This window comes from Ensifer sp. 38_S197, assembly GCF_056924495.1.
On the sequence record NZ_JBXOVZ010000002.1, the window covers coordinates 1,465,545 to 1,489,855 of the forward strand.

Here is a 24,311-nt window from a genome sequence, read left to right on the forward strand (position 1 = left end):
AATCCGATTAGAGGCGAGGGACCGTTAACCTTCAAGCAAGGAATTAACCATAAACATGGTCCCACACGTCGGAATGGGATAATTCACAAGTCTCCTCAAGGCATGATGCCGCCCCGCCGTACCGGTTCCGGTCCGGTATCAATCTTCACCGAATTTACTTGCGGGATGAACGATAGCAGACGCCGCCGGCGGGGGCTGATCTCATCAATGTGGCGTGCACGTCCGGTGGACCGTAGCTCCCCTTGATCCTCCCCAGGCAAATTCCGAACGCGCAATACCCGGGGATCAGCGTTGAGGCAGGAAGCGTCGTCAGAACAGGCAAGGAAGGGCCAGGCAGGCAGCCTGCTGGAGCGCTTGCGTTTTGCCGGGCTTGACGACGAGAGCTGCAACCGCGTCCGGGACCACAGACAGAAGCTTTCTCCCCGCATCGACCAGGCGCTTCGTGACCTTTTCCAGCGCCTGCAGACCTATCCCGATGCCGCCCGCCATTTCGATAGCGATCGCCAGATCGATCGTCTTCAAGACCTGCAATCGTCGCACTGGAACGTGCTGACAGACGCGCGTTTCGACGGTCTCTATGCCGAGCGCGTCAAGGTGCTCGCCGATACGGCCAGCCGCATGGGTCTCGATCCGCGCTGGCAGATGGCAAGCCATGCGGTCGTGCTCGAACATCTCCTCGTCGGTCTCATCGAAGAGGCCTGGCCCAGATCCTTCCTGCCGATGGGCAAGGCGCGTCGCCGCGAGCTCTGCGACCTCGTCGCCGCGCTCGTGCGTACCGTCTTCGTCGACACGGAGATCGGCGTTTCGCTCCGTTTCAATGCCCTTCGCCAGCAGCACCAGCGGCAATTGACCGAGCAGCGCAGCGCCGACGAACAGGAAGTCAAGGCGCTCTTCGGCGACTTTGCCGAGAGTTTGAGCCAGGGCGATCTCGGCGCGCGCCTGCCGGAATCGGCAGCGGAGGCGTACCAGCCGATCGTGGCCAGCCTCAATACGGCGCTGGAACAGATTCAACAGAGCCTGCAGGCATCCGATCGCCACAACCGTTCTGCCGAGGCCCTCGTCGATCGCATGCGTGGAAACGCGGCCGCTTTCTCGGACAAGGCGAGCGCCGAAGCCGATGCGCTGTCCGGGCAACTTGCAGCGCTCTCGGACATGGCCGGCCGCATGGCGTCAGGCTCCGGCCGCATCAGCGCGACCGAAACGAAGGCCAACGAAACCCGCATCGCTGTCGAGCGCAGCGGCGAAATCGCCGGCCAGGCGATCACCGCCATGGCCGATATCGAAGCGTCCGCCGAAAAGATCGGCCAGATCATCGGCGTCATCGACGAGATCGCCTTCCAGACCAACCTGCTGGCGCTCAACGCCGGCATCGAAGCGGCGCGGGCCGGCGACAGCGGCCGCGGCTTTGCCGTCGTCGCCCAGGAAGTGCGCGCCCTGGCGCAGCGCTCCGGTGAGGCGGCCCGTGAAATCAAGCAGCTCGTCTCCGGCACCAAGGCGCAGGTCGAGACCGGCGTCGAGATCGTCGGCCGCACCCAGGACGCGATCAGCAGCATCGTCGAGCAGGTCACGTCGATCAATTCGGCGGTTTCCGGCATCGCCCGCGAAGCGGAGCAACAGGTCGGTGACCTCCGGGGCGTCGCTGCCGAGATCGGCACGATCTCTGGGCGCGTGCAGGCAAGCGCCGCCCTGGCCAGCGAAGCCACCCGTTCGTCGGACGATCTCCACACCGTCATTGTCGAGCTTGGCGAAACGATCCGCCGGTTCCGCCTGGAGCGGCGTCATCCTGTTTCGTCAGCCGCCGGCCGCGAGCCGCACAGGCCGGCTCCGCGCGTGATTGCCGAGGAGCCGACGGTCGCGCTGTTCGACGACGGGCCGCAGCGCCAGCTCGCCGGATGGCAGCGCTGATTTCGAGAGCAGCACAGAGTTAGCAGTCGAGGAAGACAGGAATGGCCAGCAAGAAGAACGCTCAAAAGACGCTCAGCCTCGCCCCGGTATTGGATCTGAACGAGGCGACGGCGTTGCACGAGAAGCTGGTCGCCCTCAAGGGCAGCGACATCGTGATCGACGCTTCGGCGGTCGAGCGGGTGGGCACGCTTTGTGTTCAGGTGCTGATGGCTGGCGCCAAGACCTGGGAAGAGGATCATTTGTCTTTCACCTTCAGCAGGGTGTCGGACGCTTTCGAGAAAACGACACAGCTCATCGGGGTCGAGATCGACCATCTGGTGGCAAAGGAGATTTGAGAAATGAAGAAGCGAGTTCTGACGGTCGACGACTCCCGGACGATCCGAAACATGCTGCTGGTCACGCTGAACAATGCCGGGTTCGAAACGATCCAGGCCGAGGATGGCGTCGAGGGCCTCGAGGTTCTCGAGGAGGCCAATCCAGATGTGATCGTCACCGACATCAACATGCCGCGTCTGGACGGCTTCGGCTTCATCGAAGGCGTGCGCAAGAACGATCGCTACCGCGCCATTCCGATCCTGGTGCTGACCACCGAAAGCGACGCGGAGAAGAAGAACCGTGCGCGTCAGGCGGGCGCAACCGGCTGGATCGTCAAGCCGTTCGACCCGACGAAACTCATCGATGCAATCGAGCGCGTAACGGCCTGAAGTCCGGGGATAGCCTCCAATGGATATGAACGAAATCAAAGAGATCTTCTTCCAGGAATGCGAGGAGCAACTCGCCGAGCTGGAATCGGGTCTGCTGAAGCTCAATGACGGCGACCGCGACCCGGAAACGGTCAACGCGGTGTTCCGCGCGGTGCACTCGATCAAGGGTGGTGCCGGCGCCTTTGGGCTCGACGACCTTGTCTCGTTCGCGCATGTGTTCGAGACGACCCTTGATTGCGTTCGTTCCAACCGGCTGGATCCCGGGCCGGAAGTTCTGAAGGTCATGCTGAAGTCGGCCGACGTTCTGGCCGACCTCACCAATGCCGCTCGCGATGGCGGCAGTGTCGATGAGGCGCGCAGCCGACAGCTCATCAAGGAACTCGAAGCTCTGGCGAACGGCGAAGTGCCGCAAGCATCCGCAGCGCCGGTCGAAGTGGTCGCCAAACCCGTTGCCGCCGTGGCCGCGCCGCCGGTTAACGAGGAAGGTTTCCAGCCGGTCGCCTTCTCCTTTGACGACTTTGAAGCGGCCGAAGAACCGCCGCTGATGGAACCGCCCACCTACGAGATCGTTTTCAGGCCGAAGTCCGATCTCTATGCCAAGGGCAATGAGGCAACGCTGCTTCTGCGCGACCTCTCCCGCCTTGGCGATATGAGCATCCATTGCGATATGGGCGCCCTGCCGACACTCGATCGGTTGAGCCCGGAGAGCGCCTACTTCTTCTGGAAGATCGCGCTCACCACCGACAAGGGCGAGGACGCGATCCGTGCCGTCTTTGAATTCGCCGAGTGGGATTGCGACCTGGAGATTTCCCTCGTTTCGGACGAGGCCGCGTCGTCCGACGAAGAGCTGCCGATGCAGCCGGTGCCCTTCGATCTGTCGATCCTTGACGATGAGCCCGCGATCTCGGTCGGTGTCGTCGAGGAGGAAGAACAGCTTGCGTCCCAGCAGCTCAGCAACGCCGCGGTTTCGGCTGCAAGGACTGCCAGCAACGTGCTGCAGATGGCGCAATCCGCAGCTCGCGCCCCGGCCGAGAAGGCAGCACCCGCCGCCAATGCCGCCGCTCAGAGCGCTGCCGCCCAACAGGCCGCCGCATCGGCCGCCACGCCGACGATCCGCGTCGATCTCGACCGTGTCGATCGTCTGATCAACCTCGTCGGCGAGCTCGTCATCAACCAGGCGATGCTGTCGCAGAGCGTCGTCGAGAACGACACCAACGGCACGTCCTCCATCAACATGGGCCTCGAAGAGCTGCAGCAGCTTACCCGCGAGATCCAGGACTCGGTGATGGCGATCCGCGCGCAGCCGGTGAAGCCGGTGTTCCAGCGTATGTCGCGCATCGTCCGCGAAATCGCCGACATGACCGGCAAGTCGGTCCGTCTCGTCACCGAGGGTGAAAACACCGAAGTCGACAAGACGGTCATCGACAAGCTTGCCGAGCCGCTGACCCATATGATCCGCAACGCGGTCGACCACGGCCTCGAAACGCCGGAGAAGCGCCTTGCCGCCGGCAAGAGCGCCGAAGGCACCGTGCGCCTGACGGCCAAGCACCGTTCGGGCCGCATCGTCATCGAGCTTGCCGACGATGGCGCCGGCATCAACCGCGAGAAGGTGCGCCAGAAGGCGATCGACAACGACCTGATCGCTGCCGACGCCAATCTTTCGGACGAAGAGATCGACAACCTGATCTTCCACGCCGGCTTCTCGACGGCGGACAAGATTTCCGACATTTCCGGCCGCGGCGTCGGCATGGACGTGGTCAAGCGCTCGATCCAGGCGCTTGGCGGCCGCATCAACATCTCCTCGAAACCGGGCCACGGTTCGGTCTTCACCATGAGCCTGCCGCTGACGCTGGCCGTGCTCGACGGCATGGTGGTCACCGTTGCCAACCAGACGCTCGTCGTGCCGCTGACCGCGATCGTCGAGACCCTGCAGCCGGAAGCGTCGGCGATCCACTCTTTCGGCGCCAACCAGCGGCTGATCTCGATCCGCAACTCCTTCTGCCCGCTCGTCGACGTCGGCCGCATCCTCAACTTCCGCGCCATCCAGGCGAACCCGGTCGAGGGCGTCGCGCTGCTGGTGGAATTGGAAGGCGGCGGCCAGCGCGCCCTGATGGTCGATGCGATCCAGGGGCAGCGCCAGGTGGTGATCAAGAGCCTCGAGGCCAACTACACCCACGTGCCGGGCATCGCCGCCGCGACCATTCTCGGCGACGGCCGCGTGGCGCTCATCCTCGACGTCGATGCGATCGTCGCCGCTTCGCGCGGGCAATCGCTGAAGCCTGAAATGTCACTTGCTGCAGTCGGATAATGACAATGACCTATGCCGCAAAAAATCTGACGACGGACGGACGGGAGCTGATCGCTTTCCGCGTCGGCGCTCAGGAATTCTGCGTGAACATCATGTCGGTGCGCGAGATCCGTGGCTGGACGCCCGCGACGCCGATGCCGCATGCGCCGTCCTACGTGCTCGGCGTGATCAATCTGCGCGGCGCCGTGCTGCCGATCGTCGATCTTTCGGCCCGGCTCGGCATGACGCCGGCCGATCCGACGGTCCGCCACGTCATCATCGTCGCGCAGGTTAAGAGCCAGGTCGTCGGCCTTCTGGTGGACGCCGTCTCCGACATCCTGACGATCACCGACGACAAGATCCAGCCGACGCCGGATGTCGTGTCGTCGGAGTTCGAGAAGAGCTTCGCTCGCGGCGTGCTCGCGATCGAAGGCCGGATGATCTGCTTGATCGAGCTGGAAGCGATCTTCCCACAGGAAGAGAGGGAAGCGGCATGAGGAACCAGGTCGCATTCGAACAGAAACTGTCGCCGGACGAATGCCTGGCAAGCGGCGAGTACCCGTTGACCCGTCGTGACCTCAACGAGATCGCCGCGATGATCTATGCGGATGCCGGCATCTATCTCAACGAGAGCAAGGCGTCGCTGGTCTATTCGCGGCTGTCGAAGCATATCCGCAATCTCGGGCTCAAGGGCTTCCGTGATTATTGCCAGCTGGTGGCCTCGCCCGCCGGCGCCGCCGCACGCCGCGATATGCTTTCGCATCTGACCACCAACTTCACGCGGTTCTTCCGCGAGAACCACCACTTCGAGCACCTGAAGACCGAGGTGTTGCCGGACCTGATCGCACGCGCCAAGGCCGGCGGTCGCGTGCGCATCTGGTCGGCCGCCTGCTCGGACGGGCAGGAGCCCTATTCGATCGCGTTGACGGTCCTGTCGATGCTGCCGAACGCGGCCGACTACGATTTCCGCATCCTCGCGACCGATATCGATCCGAAGATCCTGGCGCTCGCCCGCGCCGGCGCCTACGACGCGACGGCGCTCGAAACCGTCAACCCGGCGATGCGCAAGCAATGGTTCTCCGAGGTCAATGTTGGCGGCCGCTTCAAGTGGCAGATCGATGACCGCGTCAAGCGGCTGATCACTTTCAACGAGCTGAACCTGATGGCCCAGTGGCCGTTCAAGGGTCCGTTCGATGTGATCTTCTGCCGCAACGTCGTCATCTATTTCGACGAGCCGACGCAGATGAAGATCTGGTCGCGCTTCGCCGGCATGCTGAACACCGACGGTCATCTTTATATTGGCCATTCCGAGCGCGTGTCGGGTGACGCCAAGTCGCACTTCGACAATATCGGCATCACCACCTACCGCCATACCGGCAAGTTTCATGGAGGACGGGCATGACCGCTCCCGCTCGTGTTCTCGTCGTTGACGACTCGGCCACCATGCGTGGCCTGATCACCGCTGTCCTGAACGCCGACCCCGACGTGACCGTCGTCGGCCAGGCGGCCGATGCCATGGAAGCGCGCCAGGCGATCAAGCAGCTCGACCCTGACGTTGTCACGCTCGACATCGAAATGCCGAACATGAACGGCCTCGAATTCCTCGACAAGATCATGCGGCTCCGGCCAATGCCGGTCATCATGGTCTCGACGCTGACGCACAAGGGCGCGGAAGCGACGATCGCCGCGCTCGAAATCGGCGCCTTCGATTGCGTCGGCAAGCCGCATCCGGGCGACCCGCATCCCTTCGCCGGCCTCGTCGACAAGGTAAAGGCGGCCGCTCGTTCGCAGCGCAAGTTCATCATCACCGGCAACAAGATCGCGGGCTCGCCCGCTGCCGCCAATGCGAACACGGCTTCGGAATACCGGGCCGGCCGCAAGATCATCGCCATCGGTGCCTCGACCGGCGGCGTCGAGGCGTTGATCACGGTGTTGCAGAAGTTCCCTGCCAATTGCCCGCCGACCGTCATCACGCAGCATATGCCGCACACCTTCACCAGGAGCTTTGCCGAGCGGCTGAATCGCCTGTGCGCGCCGACGGTGCAGGAGGCGATGGATGGCGCGCGGCTCGAAATCGGCAAGGTTTACCTGGCGCCCGGCGGCGAGCGCCATCTGCAGGTCGCGAACGCGACGGCACCTTGCTGCCGCCTGGTCGATCGCGAACCGGTCAACGGACATCGTCCGTCGGTGGATGTGCTGTTCGATTCCGTTGCTGAACTTGCCGGCCGCAATGCGATCGGCGTTATTCTGACCGGCATGGGGCGCGATGGCGCCTCCGGTCTCCTGAAAATGCGGCATGCCGGAGCAAAGACCTTCGGACAAAACGAAAAGACATGTGTCGTCTACGGCATGCCGAGAGTCGCCTATGAATTGGGCGCCGTTGAAACCCAGCTTCCCCTCGGTTCGATCGGGGAGGAGGTCCTGAAAGCAGCGGCGCTCCGCAAGGAAGGAAGCGAATAATGTCCATCGCCGAAAAAATCAAAGTTCTGATCGTCGACGATCAGGTGACGAGCCGCCTGCTGCTGGGTGATGCCCTGCAGCAGCTCGGTTTCAAGCAGATCACCGCTGCCGGTGACGGGGAACAGGGCATGAAGATCATGGCCCAGAACCCGCATCATCTGGTGATCTCCGACTTCAACATGCCGAAGATGGACGGTCTTGGCCTCCTGCAGGCGGTCCGTTCCAACCCGACGACCAAGAAGGCGGCCTTCATCATCCTGACGGCCCAGGGCGACCGCGCACTGGTCCAGAAGGCGGCGGCCCTCGGTGCCAACAACGTACTCGCCAAACCCTTCACCATCGAAAAGATGAAGGCTGCGATCGAGGCGGTATTCGGGGCGCTCAAATGAACATGGAAGCCGCCGGCAAGCGCGTGCATGTCATCCAGGGCGAGTACAAGGTCTTCAACGATCCGAATATCGTACTGTCGACCATTCTCGGCTCCTGCGTGGCCGCATGCATGCGCGATCCCGTGGTCGGCGTCGGCGGCATGAACCATTTCCTGCTGCCTGGTTCCGCGACGTCGCCTGCTTCCGGCGGCGACGCCACGCGCTACGGGGTCCATCTCATGGAACTCCTGATCAACGGCCTGCTGAAGCAGGGCGCGCGCCGAGATCGTCTCGAAGCCAAGATCTTTGGCGGCGCCAAGACGATCGCGCGTTTCTCCAATGTCGGCGAACAGAATGCCGCATTCGCACGGCAGTTCCTGCTCGACGAAGGCATCCGCATCGTTGGCGAGAGCACCGGCGGCGAGCACGGCCGCAAGCTCGAATATTGGCCGTCCAGCGGCCGGGCCCGGCAATATGCCCTGACCGGCGTCGAGACACAGCGCACCGTACAGATGGAGCAGCGCCCGATCATCGCGCCGAAGCCGGCCGAAAGCTCGATCGAATTCTTCTGATCCCGCGAGGCAGGCGCCTCGCAGGCCGCATTTACGACCTTCTACCGAAGCCCCGAGCCACGTGAGACATATCCATGCAGACTGACTACCAGGGCCACATGCCGCACGTGGAAGAAGCACTGCCCGAAGTGCTGATGCGAATCGTCACCGAACTGCACGACGTCGCCTATCTGATCGAACGGATCGAACCGCAGCTTCTGGGTGACGAGGGCGTTGATGCGCTCGCCAACCCGGACAAGATGATGGTGCTCCAGGGCATCGACCTCGCCGTGCAGAAGACGCGCGGCCTCGCGGAATTCATCGACACCATAACGGCGTCGATCCCCGATCACTGGCTGGTCGACGTGACCACCGCGGTCAGCCTCGTCAAGCTTGCCGATATGAAGAAGGCACTTGGCAACGGCATGTTGCGCCACGGCCACTCCCAGCCGCTGACCAAGGCAGCCGGCGATTTCGAGGCCTTCTGACGCTCGTCGGGAGCCCTTCCGACGTGGTGCATGGAAAATAACGCTTCAAAATCAGCTTCTTAACGGCGAGAGAGTCAGCGCTCCGGCAGGGCTGCCTGCCCTGGATACCCGTCGCCGTGGGCTCTTTTGAGGCCGGTGGACAACTTCGCCGGCGCCGCCAATTGATCGGCCATCAGGCCGGATCAAGCCAAGTTCGCGCAAGTTTCGTTTCCTACGGTCCCGACCGGGGCTGGTAGATTCGTGCGCATTGGAAGTCGATACGAAGCATGTCGATACCCAGCAAACCCGAATGTTGGAACTGCGCAGGGCGCTCGGCCGATGACCGGCCCGAATGTCCTGCGATACTGGGTGCGGAAACAGAATGAGTCTGTTGGATCAACTCTCGACGGTTACGAAGAACCTGAGCAATCTCGGGCAGGGCAAGCTGATGGCGCTGGCGGCAGCCGGCGTTGTCGCGGTCGGCCTGGTGCTCGGGGCGGGCATTTACGTCAACAGACCCTCGTTCGAAACCCTCTATGTCGGGCTCGAACGCAGTGATGTCACCCAGATCAGCATCGCGCTGGCCGAGGCCAATATCGACTTCAATGTCGGCGCCGATGGCGCCAGCCTCCAGGTTCCCGTCGGCATGACGAGCAAGGCCCGCCTGCTGCTCGCCGAGCGCGGCCTGCCGAGCAGTGCCAATGCCGGTTACGAACTCTTCGACAATGTCGGCTCGCTCGGCCTCACCTCCTTCATGCAGGAAGTGACGCGGGTGCGTGCCCTCGAAGGCGAAATCGGCCGCACGATCCAGCAGATTTCCGGCATCGCCGCCGCCCGCGTCCATATCGTGATGCCGGAGCGCGGCAGTTTCCGCAAGGCTGACCAGAATCCCACGGCCTCGGTCATGATCCGTGCCAGCGCAACCGTCGGCCGCAGCGCTGCCGCCTCGATCCGCCATCTCGTCGCCTCTTCGGTACCGGGGCTCGACGTCGATGACGTGACGGTGCTCGATTCGACGGGACAGCTGCTCGCCTCCGGTGACGACCCGGCCAACAGCGCTCTCAACCAGTCGCTCGGCGTTGTCCAGAACGTCCAGACCGAACTTGAGAAGAAGATCGACAATGCACTGGCGCCCTTCCTCGGAATGGACAATTTCCGTTCGAGCGTCACTGCGCGGCTGAACACCGATACGCAGCAGATCCAGGAAACGGTCTTCGATCCGGAATCGCGGGTTGAGCGCTCCACGCGTGTGACCAAGGAAGAGCAGAAGTCCAGCCAGCAACAGCCGGACAATGCCGCGACCGTCCAGCAGAACATTCCGCAGGCTGCTCCGAGCGGCGGCGCCGGCCCGAAGTCTAGCGACGAGGCCGAGAAGAAGGAAGAGCAGACCAACTACGAGATCAACAGCAAGACGATCGCCACCGTCAAGAACAGCTACACGATCGAACGTCTCTCCGTTGCTGTCGTCGTCAACCGGGGCCGCCTGGCCGCGATGGTTGGTGAGCCGGCCGATCAGGCGAAGATCGACGCCTATCTCCAGGACATGCAGAAGATCGTCGCGTCCGCCGCCGGCCTCGATACGAGCCGCGGCGACGTCGTAACCCTGACGGCCATGGACTTCGTCGAAACGCAGTTGCTCGACCAGGCCGTCGCCGGCCCCGGCGTAATGGAAACGCTGACCCGCAATCTCGGCGGCATCATCAATGCCCTCGCCTTTGTCGTGGTGGCCGCTCTGGTTGTCTGGGGCATGCGGCCGCTCGCCCGCCAGCTCGGGTTCGGCAGCACCGCCGGTCAGCTCGAAGGCGAAGCCGCCGGCCTCGAATTGCCCGACTTCTCTCCGGCCAATGCCGGTGCCGGCGGGGCGCTCATGGAAGGCTTCGGGTCGGATTTCGGCTTCGACAGCACCGACGACCTGCTCAACATGGGCGAGGACGGTGGCTTCAACCGCCGCGTCAAGGAAGGACCGGAAAGGCGCCTGGCCCGGATGGTCGAGATCAGCGAAGAACGCGCGGCGAAGATCCTGCGCAAATGGGCCCTCGACAAGGCCGCCTGATTCCGCCGCAGCCATGGCCGTCCACAAACACCAACCCCGCCCCTGTGGCGGGATTTGTGTTTGTGGGCGCCACCACGGCATCCTTCGCGGCGGCGTTCATGTTCGAGCCAAATATTACGAGAGTCCGAGCGCGTCCGTCGTCATCGTCGCAAAATTTGCTTCAAGTTTCGAAGCGGGGCCGCTGAGTCCCGTCGGATGCCGCGAATGGTAATATTTTAACGATATCTTAATTTATAGATTCGGCGCGCGCCCAGGGCGTGCATCGGCGGCGGTCATGTACTATACCGGATTCCGGCTATACATAGTCAAATCGAAATATAACTTTGTGGACATCATGCTTTGTTCTGACGAAATCACAATTTATATATCGGTAAAATGAGAAGAACCCGAAAATCTCCTGGTGCATTTCAGCAACAGCTCTGAAGACAAAGTATAATCTCTCGAGGTTCTAATTTTCGGACATCGGCAATAATCGCCTGTTTTCCGGGCAAAATCACGCCGGCAGTGCTGTCCGGAATTGCGGAAATCGCGGGGAAAAGCCAAGATTTCGAGCGGAAATACGTTTCCTATCAATGTGTTGTGCTTTGGCGCCGGCAAGGAACATAGCCGACCCGAACGTGCGAGACGTGCTTGGCCCGAGCGCCGGATGTGAAGTAGATAGCCAGTCCAGGGCGGTGGTATTTTTCTCGCGTCCATGTACATTTTTAACAGTTGATTCGCGTCCTGATCTGCGACTGGTGGTAATAATCGGCTTCGGCCGGCTGTTGGCGGCGACAGTGCAAGTGCAGTTCCGGGATGTGAATCCGGTACGGGGGCTGAATTCATGGACATTTCGCAAGCAGACATCGCTGTCTGGCCTTTGCCGACGGCACCGACACGTGCGCGCGGCGGCGGGTTCTCGCGCGAGCAGCTTTTGCGAAGGCTGGGGGAAGTCGCCGGGCGGGGCGGTCTCGGCAGCGGTCTCTCGGCGTTGACGGAATATGTCGGTGCGAGCCACTATCTTCTGGCGCGTTACGACATCTCGCAGGACAACGGGCTCGATTTCGTGGTCTGCTCCGATTGGCCCTTCGATGTCGTTCGACGACTCTCCGGCGTCGTCACGTCGCTCCACGCCAAGACGACCGAGCTAGAGAAATGTCTGGCGGTGCTGCAGCCGTGCTTCTACGCATTGCCCGATGATATCGAGCTGCCGCGCGGCATCAGCCGCGAATACTGCGCGATCACCTTCAATGTCGGACGCCTGCGCTTCTCGCTGATGCTGCTCGTGCCGGAAGACGTGATCCTGTCGCAGGAGAGCCTGCGCGATGTCACGCTGCTTGCAGGCTACCTCGCAAGCTTCACGACGCGCGCCGAGGTCCGGCACGACCGGGACTTCGAGTTGACCGAACGCGAGCTCGAATGCCTCTTCTGGATCGCCGAGGGCAAGACCAGCGAAGAGATCGCGGTGATCCTCGGAATTTCGCGCAACACCATCAACAACTACATCACCAGCGTCATGCGCAAAACCGCGACCAGGACGCGATCGGAGGCGATCGCCTACGCGGTACGCAACAATCTTGTGTAAGGAACGGGCGCGAATGACGCATTTTCTCGGTGGTGGGCGGATTGACGACGACCACAAGCTCGCCAGACAGGGCAACCGCGCCGCTCGCGCCGCAACCCTGGTCACGCGTCTTCAAGCCATGCAGAGGCAGATCAATGCCAAGCACTTCGCCGTGCTGCGCCTCAACGGCAAGGGCACGGCCCGAAAGCTGACCTGCGTCCTCGACAACTGGGGCATTTCGGCCGAAGCGAACGCGCATGATCTCATCACCGCCTATGGCGAGGAGCTGGTTACCCATCTCGATCAGTCGCTGCTGCCGGTGCTCTGGAACGGGGCAGGGGAACACCAGGCGGCCGAGGTCTCGGAACTCGCGCCCTTTGCGTACCGCTTGAAAGCACGCAAGCTCGCCTATTCGGGCATCGCCTTTCCCGTGAGGCTCGGCGCCCAGGGCAATGGCTACGTGATTTTTGCTGGCAGCTACGTTGACGCCTCCACGGAGCAGGTGGTGGATCTCCACGGTCGCAGTTGCATGATCATGACCGACCTGCTGGCCGCCGACGAAAAGCGTATGGCGCCGGCCGAGACCCTGAGCGACCGCGAGATCGCCTGTCTGCAGATGGCAGGTGACGGCCATATCAGCGAAGAGATCGCCGAGCGCATGGGCCTCTCCGTTCATACGGTTAACGCCTATCTGGGGGCGGCGACCACCAAGCTCGACTCGGTCAACCGCATCCAGGCGATCGCCAAGGCCATTCGCCTTGGCTACATCAGCTAAGAGCGCCCGGCGGGATCGGGCGCCGCGCCTCCCACAAGAGCATTGAAGGCTGGCGCCCTCGGCAAACTGAGGGGGCTCTGGTGCGTTCTCTCAGCTTGCGAGCGGCAATTCGTAGGACTTGATGAATTTTGCGTCCGCCAGGCTTCGGGCCAGGAAGGCCGTGTTCTCGTCCGGGTCGGCCGACGGGTTCTGGAAGCTGATATGGCTGATTTCGATACCGGCCGTCTCGTTGCCGAGCGACAGGCGCGCATAGATGGTGACGCCGCGGGGCTTGAGCTCCAGGTCGAGGACGATCTCCGGCTCGCAATCCCAATCCAGATTGTAGTTGCCGCCGAGGCCGAAGTTGACCGTGCCGGGCAGAAAGTAAAGTTCTGCCGCCGATTCGACGAGATCGGCGAGGCTTGCGTAGGATTCAAAGCGCAAGAGTGCGATGAAATCGGCGGCGTCGATGAGCCGCAGTTCGGTCGCCACGGGGCGGATTGCTTCGGCGACGATCTGTTCCCGTTTCTCGGAGAATTCGCACTTTTTCATCGGAGTTATGTCATCCGTTTTGGTTGCGACGCATGCACCCTGTGAATGAGTTCGGCAACAGCCTTGTAAAACACGGGTGGAATCACACTATCGACCGAGACTTGTGCAAACATGGAGCGCGCAAGTGGCGGGTCCTCGAAGACGGGAACGCCATTTTTCTCTGCAATTTCACGGATTTTCAGGGCAACCAGATCCTGGCCCATCGCCACGACGACCGGCGCGTCGTTTTCCTCGCGGACATAGCGCAAGGCGACGGCGTAGTGGGTCGGGTTGGCGATGACCAGCGTCGCCCGCGGTACGGACGAGATCATCCGCTTGCGCGCCCGGTCACGCTGCATCGAGCGCAGGCGCGATTTGACGATCGGATCGCCCTGGGCCTGCTTCATTTCCTCCTTCACTTCCTGCTTGGTCATCATCAGTTCGGTGTACCAATGATGGCGCGACCAGAAGAGGTCGGCGATCGCCAGGACTGCGGTCGCAAACAGGATGACGATCATGATCTCGTTGAGATCGCTCGTCATCGTCGAAAATATCGTGACCGGATCGGAGAACATCAGGTCCAGCGTCGCGAAGTAGTCGTTCCACAGCACCAGCACGACGACGATGGAGACGATGATGATCTTGAACAGCGACTTGCCGAACTCGACCAGTCCCTGCACGCCGAAGATGCGCTTGAACCCGGCCATCGGTGAAATGCGATTGAGCTTCGGCTGGATGCGGTCCAGGACCGGCCGCGGCAGGTTCTGGAAGATCGAGGAACCGACGCCGAAGATGATGAGCAGCACGAAGGCGGGGACGAGCAGCGCGGTCGATTTCCATGCGAGATGGGTGATGAGCGCCACCACGTCGGTCGAATTTTCCAGCCGCCAGGCTTCGGGCTGCTCGAAGATGTCCTTGAGGGCCTCCGCCATGGTGCTGACGCCGTCGGCGAGGAAAAAGACGAAGAAGATGTAGATCGCCAGCGTCGAGGCGAACATTGTCGCCTCGCGAGAGAAAGGCACATTGCCCTTCTCGGCGGCGTCGGAGATCTTCTTCTCGGACGGGGCCTCTGTTTTGCTGTCTTTATCCTGATCATCAGACATGAAGCAGGAAGGCTCCGGTTACACCAGCGCAGCGTCGTTCGCGTTTTCCATCAGCGCCGCGCGCCTGTTCGGACGCAAGACGCTCGCTGCAACACGTTGAGCTGCCGCATAATTATGCCCTCAATCGATTCCGATCTCGGGAGTCGTGCAGTAGTGAACCCGAAAGGCAGGGCAGACAAGCGTTGAGCCCCGGCATAGGCCGGGGCTCAACAGGAAATACAGTGGCGAAGGGGCGTCGGGCCGTCTGCGCGCTGTGCGATCAGGCTGCTTGCGCGTCCTTTTCCTTGAGCTCGAGCTGGCCGCTGGCTGCGAGGCGAATGGCTTCCTGGGTGATCGAACGCCGTGCGATCGCGATGTCGCGCGGGTTGATGCCGGCATCGCCCATGGCGAGATCGGATTCGATCATGCGGCGCTGGCGTGCGCCGATCGAGGCGAGTACCGATTCGCGCAGTTCGGCTGTCGAACCGCGCAGCGCCATCGTGATGATGTCGGTCGACACGTCGTTGAAGAGCTGTACGCGGCTGCGCTGGGGCATGTAGAGCACGTCGTCGAACAGGAAGATCTTCGGGCGCACCTTGTTGGCGGAAGCGGTGCTGAGCGATTCGAGCGATGCGAGCAGGGTGTCCACCTGCGGCTTGTCGAGTTCGTTCATCACCTCGGCGATCTTGGCCGGGCCGGCCGAATTGCGTTCCGCTTCCATTTCGCCGATCATTTCCATGACGCGCTTCTCGATGATCGCGGCGGCCTTCGGGTTGACGTCCTTCATGTTGACGGCGCGCTTCAGGATGTCCGGGCGCTGTTCTTCGGAAAGCTGCAGCAGCACCTTGGCGCCGAAGCCCGACGGCATCATCGACAGAACGTAGGCGATCGTCTGCGGATGCTCCTTGGCAAGCTGTACCGATACGGCGACCGGATCGCATTCCTGCAGGCGGTCCCAGATGCTGGCCTCGTAGGACTGGAACGTGGCGCGGCGGCCGAGCAGGCCGTCGACCTCGTCCGGGGTCAGGCCTTCTTCGAGGATGCTTTCGATCGCCTTGGCATTGTCCATCAGCCCGGCGCCCTCGGTGAAGAGGTCTTCGAACTCGTTGACGAGCGCTTCGAGTTCATGCGGCGGAATGGCGCGCAGCGACTGCGCCGCGGCGATGATCGACTGCAACTCGTTCTGGGTGAAGAACTTCAAGAGCTTGCTTGCGACGCCCTTGCCCATGGCAAGCAGGACGGCCGCTGCCTTGTCCGTCTGGCTCAGCGGCCTTGATAGCGCCTGTGCCTCGAAACTTTCGAAATCCATCATGGATTCATCCTTCGCCCGGTCATCGGGCTCTATGACTTCTTGCTGCCCTTGATCTCGATGAGCTTGACGCCGAAGCGCGTGTCGTCGCCTTCGAGAACGGTAATTTCACCGCGGCCGATCACCCGGCCGTTGACCATGATCTCGACTGGCTCGCCAATCCGGCGATCCAGCGCGATCGTCGCACCTTCGCTCAAACCCATGAGGCCGGAAACCTGCATGCGGCTCGTGCCGAGCACGATCTGAACATCGATCGGGATATCCATGATCAGGTCGAGATTGGCCGTCATGCCGCTGCCGGGCGGCGCATCGATCGCGGCTTCGGCGCCATCAAAGGACGTCGCGCCGAAATCCGTGCCGCCGAAGTCGCCCGATACGGAACCGCCGCCGAGATCGGCGCCGAAATCGCTGGAGCCGAAGTCGCCGCCGAAGGCGTCGAGGCCGCCGGCCGGTGCGCCGAATTCGCTACCGAAGTCCGTCGCTACGCCAGCGGGTTCGCTACCGAAATCCGAGCCGAAGGCTGCCGGCGCATCCGAATCCTGCTTGAGGACACCGCGCAGGTCATTGATCGCCTGGTCGAGTTCCATGTCTCCGACCGCGACGTCTGCCTCGTTGATGGGTGCTTTCTTGGGTGCCATGTGAGAACTATTCCAGTTGAAGCTTGCCTCAGGCATGCTGCGAGCGCGCGGCAGGCCGATTTAACTCATGATGTGGCGAAGGATGTCCTGTTCCGAGCCGTGGGTATCCTTGACCCTGACCGTGTATTTCGATCCCGACCGTCCGAATTCGCAGACATAGAGGTCACGGCCGTTGGCGTTGACGTCGACGCGAACGTCCTGGGCGTCGTGGAAGGGAATGACGTCACCCGCCTGCAGCCGGCTGATCGTTTCGAGCGTCAGGCTTTCGAGCCGGATCCGCGCCTCGATCGTGACGGCGGAGCGGCGCACCTGTTCCTCGAGCTGCTCGGTCCATTCGGCCTTCGCCCTGCGTTGCTGGCCGCTACCCTTCGGGAAGACGATGGTGGTCTTCAGCAGCACGCTCTGCGGGACGATGACGGAGAAGGTTGACATGACCGGGCCGAAGCCGATCGTCATGTCGATGGCGCCCGCATGGATGTCCTCGATCATCGGATCGGGCTTGGGACGCGAAGCGCTGTTGAGCGGGCGTTCGACGATCGGTTCGAAACCACCCGGCGCATTGACGGCGGTGCGCAGCACGTCGGCGATCTTTTCGAAAAGCGGCACGGCGACGTCGATCTCGATCTGAGAAAGCGCACGCGGCTGCGGCTCCTCGATCCCGGCCGGCTCTGCGCCGAGCAGCGCCTCGACGAGGGTGATGATGATCGGGCTGTCGCAGCCGATCTGGAAATCCGCGCACCAGTTGCGCAAGGAGACGTCACTGATCACCACGCCGGTGCCGAGGCCGGCGATCAACTCCTGCCGGAGCCCCGTCCGGAAGCCGGCATAGCCGATCGTGATGTCGAGGCCCGTTTCCGCCCGGCAGATGTCGGGCAGGAATTCGCCGAAGACCTGGCCGAGTTCGAGCGCCAGCCGGCCGATCACCCGGTCGTCGCCGAGCGCGCCGGTCATGCGCGCCAGGAGTTTCCGGTCGAATGCGTGAACGTTGGAACTCATGGGATCAGGCCGCCTTGCTTTCGCTGCCACCGCCGGGGTTCATCATTTCCTGCTCGACCGCGTCGATCGACGGACGCTCATAGGCCGAGATGGTCTTGCGGCCGTATTCGAGAGCGACCTGCGGAACCGAGCCGTTCATGTAGGCAAGCAGCGTCTGCTTGACGATGACATAGAGCCGGTTCTGCTTCTCACGCACCGATTTGATGTTGGCGACCAGCGGCGCGACGATCGAATAGGACAGGAACACGCCGAGCAGCGTGCCGACGAGTGCGGCAGCGATCTTGGCGCCGAGAACTTCCGGCGCCTCGCTGATCGCGCCCATCGCCTTGATGACGCCGAGAACCGCCGCGACGATACCGATGGCCGGGAAGGCATCGCCCATCGTCGTCAGCGCGTGGTAGCACTTCATCTTGTCGTGGGTGATGGTCTGGATTTCCTCGTCCATTAGCGCTTCGATCTCGTGCGAACGGGCGTTGCCGATGATGATCAGGCGCACATAGTCGCAGATGAAGGCCGTCAGTTCCTTGTTCTTCAGAACCGTCGGCGCCGACTGGAAGATCGAGGATTCTTCCGGGTTGTCGATGTGGCTTTCGATCTCGTTGCGCGACTTGGTGCGCAGGTCCCGCATCAGCGAATAGAGAACGCCGAGCGTGTCGAGATATTCGCGCTCCTTCGGCACCCTGTGGCGAAAGGCTTCGCCGAGCGCCTTGCCGGTATCCTTCACCACCTTCATCGAATTGGCCATGATGAAGCCGCCGACGCCGGCTCCGCCGATAATCAGCAGTTCGAAGGGCTGGTTGAGGACCTCCATGTGGCCGCCCATGGCCAGATAGCCGCCGAGAATACAGCCGAACGTCACAAGAAGCCCGATGATGATGTTCATTTTCGATACCTGTCGCGATCTTATTTTCCGCTAACGGGATACGGTTTCATCCTTGCGTGAGGCTGGCCGGTACGGGCGGCGGAACCCTTCGCTGGAACAGGTTCGCGCAAGGCTATCCGGTCAGGAATTGCCAAGGCAGGGTGCATGCTCTGTCTCAGTCATTCCGGCAGGGGCGAACCGATCGTGACCACGACCTATACGAGCTACAAGCTGATAACGGCCGACTTGACGAAGTCGCTGGCCCGCGTTGCCGAGCAGCCGGATGTGGCGCGCGAGACGGAATACTACCTGTCGAAGATCGGTGACGTGAAAACGATCGACGATTTCTTTGCCGATACCAGGCTCTACAACTACGCCATGAAGGCCCACGGTCTCGAAGACATGGCCTATGCCAAGGCTTTCATGCGCAAGGTGCTGACCGAAGGCATCGACAATGACGACGCCTTCGCCAACAAGCTGACCGACAACCGCTACAAGCAGCTCGTCGAGTCGCTGAACTTTGCCGCCCAGGGTGCGGCCGCCACATCCTTCGACCGGGCGCAGAAGGGCGTCGCCGACAAATATGCCCGCCAGACGCTGGAGCAGAATGCCGGCGAGGAGAATGCCGGCGTACGGCTTGCCCTCTATTTTGCGCGCATGGCGCCGACGATCAGCAGTGGTTATGCCATCATCGCCGACGAGGCTCTGGCCCAGGTGGTGCGCACCGCCCTGCAATTGCCCGACGAATTCGCCGCGACCGATGTCGATCGTCAGGCCGAGGCCTATGAAGAGGCGATCGATTTCAAGGATTTCCAGAACCCGAGCAAGGTGACCGAGTTTCTCGACCGGTTCACGGCGCTCTGGGAAACCAAAAATTCAACGGACGGTTATGATCCGCTCGCAGTCTTCGGTTCTTCGAGCGGCTACGGCATCTCTTCCGATCTTCTCCTGTCCATCAACAGCCTGAAACTCGGGGGACGCTGAACGTGCAGACTGGTCTTTACGTCGCGATTTCGTCGCAGATGGCGCTCGAAAAGCGCCTCAACACGCTCGCCGACAACATCGCGAATGCCAGCACCGTCGGCTTCCGCGGCACCGAAGTGAAGTTCAACCAGATGCTCGGCGACACGAAGCCGACCAAGGTTGCCTATGTCAGCAAGGGCGAGGAGTTCCTGAACACCAGCAATGGCTCGCTGACGCGGACCGGCTCGGCGCTCGACTTTGCCGTCAAGGGCGACGCCTGGTTTCAGATCGAGACGCCTGCCGGCCCGGCGCTCACGCGCGACGGGCGCTTCACGCTGACCGACACCGGAGAACTCGTGACGATCCGCGGCTATCCGGTGCTCGATGCCGGCGGCGCGCCGATCCAGCTCGACGGCAATAGCGGGCAAATCACGGTCGGTGCCGATGGCGCACTCCACCAGAACGGCGTCGCTGTCGCCTCGCTCGGCCTCTACCAGGCCGATTTCAGCAAAGGCTTCGTGCGTCTCGACAACAGCGCCGTTCAGCCGGCGATGCAGCCGGAGCCGGTGGTCGATCGCTTCGATGTCGGCGTGATGCAGGGCTTCGTCGAGGAGTCCAACGTCAATGCCGTCCAGGAAATGTCGCAGCTGATCATGGTCACGCGCGCCTTCGACAACATCACCGCCCTGTTGCGTGACAGCGAAGGATCGCTCGAGGAAGCGGTCAAGACGCTCGGCGGCAGTCGCTAATTCTGACGGGTATCGGCATGCAACGCGAAGGCCTGAAGACAAGCGCGGGATCGACCTCACTGGCAGCACTTGCCGGCCTCGTCGAGCGCTATGCAAAGCCCGAGTTCTCGATCGCTCCCGGCGGTCACGTGCAGACGATCTCGCCCGGTCACTACACGGTGACCGGCCTGTCGCGGCATGTGCGGCTCGGTGATTTCGTCGCCCACAAGAGCGTCACCGGCACCCATCTCGGCGAAGTGGTGCGGGTCGAGCCCGAGCGGGTGGTCGTCTGCCCGATCGAGCCGGGCGATCCCATCGGTATCCACGACACCGTGATCCGCAAGGGGGCCTTCCGCGTCGCGCCGACCGATCAATGGTGCGGCCGCACCATCAATGCGCTCGGCGAGCCGATCGACGGTCTCGGGCCGTTGTTGCAAGGCGACGTGCGCCGCTCGATCGCGAACACGGCGCCGCCGTCGATGAGCCGCAAGCGGGTCGAGAAGGGCTTTCTCACCGGCGTTCGGGCGATCGACATCTTCTCCCCCCTCTGCCTCGGCCAGCGTCTCGGCATCTTCGCCGGTTCCGGCGTCGGCAAGTCGACGCTGCTCTCCATGCTGGCGCGCGCAGACGCCTTTGACAAGGCGGTGATCGCACTGGTCGGCGAGCGCGGCCGCGAAGTGCGCGAATTCATCGAGGACACGCTCGGCGACAATCTCGCAAAGTCGGTCGCGGTGGTGGCAACCAGCGACGAAAGCCCGATGCTGCGTAAGATGGCGCCGCTGACGGCCGTCACCATCGCCGAGCATTACCGCGACAATGGAGACAACGTGCTGCTGATCGTCGACAGCGTCACGCGTTTCGCCCATGCGATCCGCGAAGTGGCGACGGCTTCCGGCGAACCTCCGATCGCCCGCGGCTATCCGGCCTCCGTCTTCACGGAACTGCCGCGCCTGCTGGAGCGTGCCGGACCCGGCACCGAAGGCACGGGCACGATTACGGCGATCGTCTCCATCCTCGTCGACGGCGACAACCACAACGACCCGGTCGCCGACTCGACGCGCGGCATTCTCGACGGACACATTGTGCTCGAGCGCAGCCTTGCGGAAGAGGGGCGTTATCCGCCGATCAATCCGCTTGCTTCCATCTCGCGTCTGGCGCGCAAGGCCTGGACGCCGGACCAGGAAAAGCTGGTGGCGCGTCTGAAGGCGCTGATCCACCGCTTCGAGGAAACCCGCGATCTTCGCCTCATCGGCGGTTACCGCCCCGGTGGCGATCCCGACCTCGACATGGCGATCAAGCAGGTGCCGGTCATCTATGACGTGCTGACGCAGACCGCCGGTGAGCGCCCGGCGCAGGACGCTTTTGCCGATCTCGCCAATGCATTGAAGGCGGCGGCGATGGGCAATCAACCGGGCGCGAGAGCGAGGTAATGGCGGTGACTGATTACGATGCGGACGAAAAGGTGCATCAGCGCAAGCGAAGCAGCCGCATGCCGATAACCGACAAGTTCCTGGCCGCGACCGGCGTCGCGCTTGCCGCTTTTGCGACCTTCTTTCCCTGGTATGCCTTCTTCCACCAGGACAAGTTCACCATGCCGCCGCTCTGGCAGGGTTCCACCCGCGATCTGCCGGAGCGCGCCGCCCGCAACGTCGTCTCGGTCTCGCCGCTGGCGATGCCCGATGCCGACGGCGAGACGCTTGCCGCGATCGACCAGCTGACGACGGCGACGGTGCCGGGCATCGGTGCCGGTCCGGGTCCCGAGGGGACCGCAGCGGAAGAGGGGCTGTCCCAGCCCTTTCCCGGCAAGTCGGGTTTCAAGCTGATGCATGTCGCCAATGGCCGGGCACTGATCGAGGACGCGAGCGGCATGTACATCGTGCGCATCGGCTCGGCCCTGCCTGACAACACCCGGCTTGCCACGCTCGAGCAGCGCGACGGCCATTGGGTCATGATCACCTCGTCAGGCGAAGTCTACCAGGCCGACTGATTTAGCAGCACATCGTCAGAATGCTGGTCGCGTATCTCCTCGGATGCGCGGCTTGCTGCCGTTCGCCCGGGGGATGCAAGCATCCCGGTCGCCGCCGCTTCCGACGAAAGTCCCACGCAAGATTACCGGCCTAGGTTCGCATCACCAAGCATGGAGCTTCTGATGCAAATTCAGCTTTTCGAACTCGCGTCCCGGCAGGCCCAGTGGCTGACCGTTCGCCAGAACGTGGTGGCGGGCAACATCGCCAATGCGAACACGCCGCACTACAAGGCGAAGGACGTCAAGCCGTTCGAAAGCGTGCTGCAGGATACCGGCATGCAGATGGCCGCGACCCACAAGGCGCATTTCACCGAAGGCCTCGAAGCCTCGCAGGTGGCGGAAGTCGGCATGGTCGACGGCGTGCAGATCCAGCAATCCGGCAACAGCGTCGCGATCGAGCAGGAAATGATGAAGACCGGCGAGATCAAGCGCGACTACGAGCTCAGCGCCGGGCTTGTGAAGGCGTTTCACCGCATGATGCTGATGACGGTACGGAAATAAGAACCATGGATCCATTGACCTCAGCCCTCAAGGTATCGGCCTCCGGTCTCCAGGCGGAATTGACCCGTCTGCGCATCGTCTCCGAGAACATCGCCAACGCCCGCTCGACCGGCGACACGCCGGGTTCGGACCCCTACCGTCGCAAGACCATCAGCTTCGCAGCCGAGGTGGATCGCGCAAGCGGCGCCTCGCTGGTCGAGATCGAACGGCAGGGCACGGACGATTCGGATTTCAACATCGAGTTCGATCCGGGCAATCCGGCCGCCAACGACAAGGGCATGGTCAAGATGCCGAACGTGAACATCCTGGTCGAGATGGCCGACATGCGCGAAGCCAACCGCGCCTATGAGGCCAACCTCCAGACCATCAAGCAGTCCCGTGATCTGATTTCACAGACAATCGACCTGTTGAGAGCCTCGCAATAATGATCGACGCAATCAAATCCCTCGGCGCGTTCTCGGTCACCAAGGAGACCGACGGCACCCGTTCCACATCTTCCTCTTCGTCGATCTTCAGCATGCCGGCGGCCACGCCGGGCGTGCCGCAGGGGCAAAGCTTCGCCTCGGTCCTCGGGGATATGGCGACCGATACCATCAACGCGATGAAAAAGGCCGAGGGCGCATCGCTCGAGGGCATTCGCGGTCAGGCAAACACCCGTGAAGTTGTCGATGCTGTCATGAATGCCGAGCAGTCGCTCCAGACCGCAATCGCCATCCGCGACAAGGTGGTCACCGCCTACCTCGAAATCGCGCGTATGCAGATCTGAAGGAACGAGACATGAAGGCCCTTTCCATTGCCGCCACCGGCATGAACGCCCAGCAGCTGAACCTCGAAGTGATCGCGAACAACATCGCGAACATCAACACGACCGGTTACAAGCGTGCGCGCGCCGAATTCTCCGATCTGCTTTATCAGACCGAGCGCGCCCAGGGCGTGCCGAACCGCTCCAACCAGGCAATCGTTCCGGAAGGCGCGATCATCGGTCTCGGCGTCCAGACGGCGGCCGTGCGCAACCTGCATATCCAGGGCAGCCTGGTCAACACGGGCAACGACTATGACCTGGCACTGATGGGTCGCGGCTGGTTCCAGGTCGAGACGCCGGATGGCGAGACGGTCTATACGCGCTCGGGCGCGTTCAACAAGAATGCCCAGGGCCAGCTCGTGACCATCGACGGCTACACGGTGGTTCCCGGCATCACGGTTCCGCAGGACGCGACGGAAATCGCCTTCACCAGCTCCGGTCAGGTGATGGTGCGTATCGGCAACGATCCCGCAATGCAGGAAATCGGTCAGCTGACGATCGCCAACTTCGTCAACGAGGCCGGCCTCGAGCCGCAGGGCGACAACCTCTTCAAGCAGACCCCGGCTTCCGGCGACGCGATCGTCGGCACCCCGGCGGACCCGGGCTTCGCCCAGATCAAGCAGAAATATCTCGAAGCGTCCAACGTCGATCCGGTCAAGGAAATTACCGACCTGATCTCGGCACAGCGCGCCTACGAGATGAACTCCAAGATCATTCAGGCGGCCGATGAAATGGCGGCCACGGTGAGCAAGAACCTCCGGTAACGAAAAGAGGGGCAAAC

27 protein-coding genes are annotated in these 24,311 nt (G+C 62.5%); 21 read left to right on the forward strand and 6 right to left on the reverse strand.

The genetic code is table 11. From position 1 onward, the window contains the following. Positions 1 to 291: 291 nt before the first annotated feature. The 13 genes from AC1Z3V_RS20180 to visR all read left to right on the forward strand — a co-directional run bounded on the left by AC1Z3V_RS20180 (position 292) and on the right by visR (position 13,113). A complete protein-coding gene (locus AC1Z3V_RS20180; protein ID WP_483501322.1) occupies positions 292 to 1,905 on the forward strand; it encodes a globin-coupled sensor protein in 1,614 nt (537 codons plus the stop codon). A 41-nt stretch (positions 1,906 to 1,946) separates the two neighbouring features. After that, complete coding sequence (locus AC1Z3V_RS20185; RefSeq protein ID WP_483501324.1) at positions 1,947 to 2,240, forward strand: STAS domain-containing protein; 294 nt, start codon at positions 1,947 to 1,949, stop codon at positions 2,238 to 2,240. Positions 2,241 to 2,243: 3 nt separating this feature from the next. Next, the gene (locus AC1Z3V_RS20190; protein ID WP_025425897.1) at positions 2,244 to 2,609 is read left to right on the forward strand and encodes a response regulator; all 366 of its coding nucleotides are present in this window, start codon (positions 2,244 to 2,246) and stop codon (positions 2,607 to 2,609) included. A 19-nt stretch (positions 2,610 to 2,628) separates the two neighbouring features. After that, positions 2,629 to 4,917 carry a chemotaxis protein CheA gene (locus AC1Z3V_RS20195; protein WP_483501326.1) on the forward strand — a complete coding sequence of 763 codons (2,289 nt, stop codon included), beginning with the start codon at positions 2,629 to 2,631 and terminating at the stop codon, positions 4,915 to 4,917. A 5-nt stretch (positions 4,918 to 4,922) separates the two neighbouring features. Further along, the gene (locus tag AC1Z3V_RS20200; RefSeq protein ID WP_429812593.1) at positions 4,923 to 5,393 is read left to right on the forward strand and encodes a chemotaxis protein CheW; all 471 of its coding nucleotides are present in this window, start codon (positions 4,923 to 4,925) and stop codon (positions 5,391 to 5,393) included. Further along, entirely contained in the window at positions 5,390 to 6,298 is a 909-nt protein-coding gene (gene cheR / locus AC1Z3V_RS20205) for a protein-glutamate O-methyltransferase CheR (protein WP_429812591.1), read from the forward strand. Before AC1Z3V_RS20200 ends, cheR begins: the two co-directional genes overlap by 4 nt. Next, positions 6,295 to 7,356, forward strand: coding sequence for a protein-glutamate methylesterase/protein-glutamine glutaminase (locus AC1Z3V_RS20210; protein ID WP_429812588.1), 1,062 nt, complete (start codon positions 6,295 to 6,297; stop codon positions 7,354 to 7,356). The genes cheR and AC1Z3V_RS20210 overlap by 4 nt, the downstream gene beginning before the upstream one ends. After that, positions 7,356 to 7,745 carry a response regulator gene (locus AC1Z3V_RS20215; protein WP_034851752.1) on the forward strand — a complete coding sequence of 130 codons (390 nt, stop codon included), beginning with the start codon at positions 7,356 to 7,358 and terminating at the stop codon, positions 7,743 to 7,745. The genes AC1Z3V_RS20210 and AC1Z3V_RS20215 overlap by 1 nt, the downstream gene beginning before the upstream one ends. Next, complete coding sequence (gene cheD / locus AC1Z3V_RS20220; RefSeq protein ID WP_483501328.1) at positions 7,742 to 8,296, forward strand: chemoreceptor glutamine deamidase CheD; 555 nt, start codon at positions 7,742 to 7,744, stop codon at positions 8,294 to 8,296. The genes AC1Z3V_RS20215 and cheD overlap by 4 nt, the downstream gene beginning before the upstream one ends. A gap of 74 nt (positions 8,297 to 8,370) precedes the next feature. Beyond that, a complete protein-coding gene (gene cheT, locus AC1Z3V_RS20225) occupies positions 8,371 to 8,763 on the forward strand; it encodes a chemotaxis protein CheT (RefSeq protein WP_483501329.1) in 393 nt (130 codons plus the stop codon). Between the two features lie 361 nt (positions 8,764 to 9,124). Next, on the forward strand, positions 9,125 to 10,795 hold the full coding sequence (gene fliF / locus AC1Z3V_RS20230; protein ID WP_429812580.1) for a flagellar basal-body MS-ring/collar protein FliF: 1,671 nt from the start codon (positions 9,125 to 9,127) through the stop codon (positions 10,793 to 10,795). Between the two features lie 823 nt (positions 10,796 to 11,618). Beyond that, complete coding sequence (visN, locus tag AC1Z3V_RS20235) at positions 11,619 to 12,359, forward strand: transcriptional regulator VisN (protein WP_483501331.1); 741 nt, start codon at positions 11,619 to 11,621, stop codon at positions 12,357 to 12,359. Positions 12,360 to 12,372: 13 nt separating this feature from the next. Continuing rightward, complete coding sequence (gene visR / locus AC1Z3V_RS20240; RefSeq protein WP_247958116.1) at positions 12,373 to 13,113, forward strand: transcriptional regulator VisR; 741 nt, start codon at positions 12,373 to 12,375, stop codon at positions 13,111 to 13,113. 90 nt (positions 13,114 to 13,203) lie between these two features. On the opposite strand, the gene AC1Z3V_RS20245 is transcribed toward visR, so the two are convergent. The 6 genes from AC1Z3V_RS20245 to motA form a co-directional block, all read right to left on the reverse strand. Beyond that, positions 13,204 to 13,644, reverse strand: coding sequence for a hypothetical protein (locus tag AC1Z3V_RS20245; RefSeq protein WP_173515587.1), 441 nt, complete (start codon positions 13,642 to 13,644; stop codon positions 13,204 to 13,206). Between the two features lie 5 nt (positions 13,645 to 13,649). Then, on the reverse strand, positions 13,650 to 14,726 hold the full coding sequence (gene flhB, locus AC1Z3V_RS20250; RefSeq protein WP_483501333.1) for a flagellar biosynthesis protein FlhB: 1,077 nt from the start codon (positions 14,724 to 14,726) through the stop codon (positions 13,650 to 13,652). Between the two features lie 259 nt (positions 14,727 to 14,985). Continuing rightward, complete coding sequence (fliG, locus tag AC1Z3V_RS20255) at positions 14,986 to 16,017, reverse strand: flagellar motor switch protein FliG (RefSeq protein WP_429812571.1); 1,032 nt, start codon at positions 16,015 to 16,017, stop codon at positions 14,986 to 14,988. A 29-nt stretch (positions 16,018 to 16,046) separates the two neighbouring features. Next, positions 16,047 to 16,652: a flagellar motor switch protein FliN gene (fliN, locus tag AC1Z3V_RS20260; protein WP_483501334.1), complete on the reverse strand. Its 606-nt coding sequence runs from the start codon at positions 16,650 to 16,652 to the stop codon at positions 16,047 to 16,049. A 60-nt stretch (positions 16,653 to 16,712) separates the two neighbouring features. Next, on the reverse strand, positions 16,713 to 17,648 hold the full coding sequence (locus AC1Z3V_RS20265) for a FliM/FliN family flagellar motor switch protein (RefSeq protein WP_429812565.1): 936 nt from the start codon (positions 17,646 to 17,648) through the stop codon (positions 16,713 to 16,715). 4 nt (positions 17,649 to 17,652) lie between these two features. Further along, a complete protein-coding gene (gene motA / locus AC1Z3V_RS20270) occupies positions 17,653 to 18,531 on the reverse strand; it encodes a flagellar motor stator protein MotA (protein ID WP_429812562.1) in 879 nt (292 codons plus the stop codon). Between the two features lie 183 nt (positions 18,532 to 18,714). Here motA and AC1Z3V_RS20275 point away from each other — a divergent pair, with 183 nt between their 5' ends. The 8 genes from AC1Z3V_RS20275 (at position 18,715) to flgG (ending at position 24,294) form a co-directional block, all read left to right on the forward strand. Beyond that, a complete protein-coding gene (locus tag AC1Z3V_RS20275) occupies positions 18,715 to 19,494 on the forward strand; it encodes a DUF1217 domain-containing protein (protein WP_472951859.1) in 780 nt (259 codons plus the stop codon). A 2-nt stretch (positions 19,495 to 19,496) separates the two neighbouring features. After that, the gene (gene flgF / locus AC1Z3V_RS20280) at positions 19,497 to 20,222 is read left to right on the forward strand and encodes a flagellar basal-body rod protein FlgF (protein ID WP_483501336.1); all 726 of its coding nucleotides are present in this window, start codon (positions 19,497 to 19,499) and stop codon (positions 20,220 to 20,222) included. A gap of 17 nt (positions 20,223 to 20,239) precedes the next feature. Beyond that, entirely contained in the window at positions 20,240 to 21,631 is a 1,392-nt protein-coding gene (fliI, locus tag AC1Z3V_RS20285) for a flagellar protein export ATPase FliI (RefSeq protein WP_483501337.1), read from the forward strand. Continuing rightward, positions 21,631 to 22,188 (forward strand): flagellar protein, encoded by a 558-nt coding sequence (locus AC1Z3V_RS20290; protein ID WP_483501338.1) that lies wholly within the window; start codon positions 21,631 to 21,633, stop codon positions 22,186 to 22,188. Before fliI ends, AC1Z3V_RS20290 begins: the two co-directional genes overlap by 1 nt. Before the next feature lie 159 nt (positions 22,189 to 22,347). After that, positions 22,348 to 22,728: a flagellar basal body rod protein FlgB gene (gene flgB, locus AC1Z3V_RS20295; RefSeq protein ID WP_429812898.1), complete on the forward strand. Its 381-nt coding sequence runs from the start codon at positions 22,348 to 22,350 to the stop codon at positions 22,726 to 22,728. A gap of 5 nt (positions 22,729 to 22,733) precedes the next feature. After that, complete coding sequence (flgC, locus tag AC1Z3V_RS20300) at positions 22,734 to 23,153, forward strand: flagellar basal body rod protein FlgC (RefSeq protein ID WP_483501339.1); 420 nt, start codon at positions 22,734 to 22,736, stop codon at positions 23,151 to 23,153. Beyond that, the gene (gene fliE, locus AC1Z3V_RS20305; protein ID WP_483501341.1) at positions 23,153 to 23,494 is read left to right on the forward strand and encodes a flagellar hook-basal body complex protein FliE; all 342 of its coding nucleotides are present in this window, start codon (positions 23,153 to 23,155) and stop codon (positions 23,492 to 23,494) included. Before flgC ends, fliE begins: the two co-directional genes overlap by 1 nt. 11 nt (positions 23,495 to 23,505) lie before the next feature. After that, the gene (gene flgG / locus AC1Z3V_RS20310; RefSeq protein ID WP_429812546.1) at positions 23,506 to 24,294 is read left to right on the forward strand and encodes a flagellar basal-body rod protein FlgG; all 789 of its coding nucleotides are present in this window, start codon (positions 23,506 to 23,508) and stop codon (positions 24,292 to 24,294) included. Positions 24,295 to 24,311: the final 17 nt, after the last annotated feature.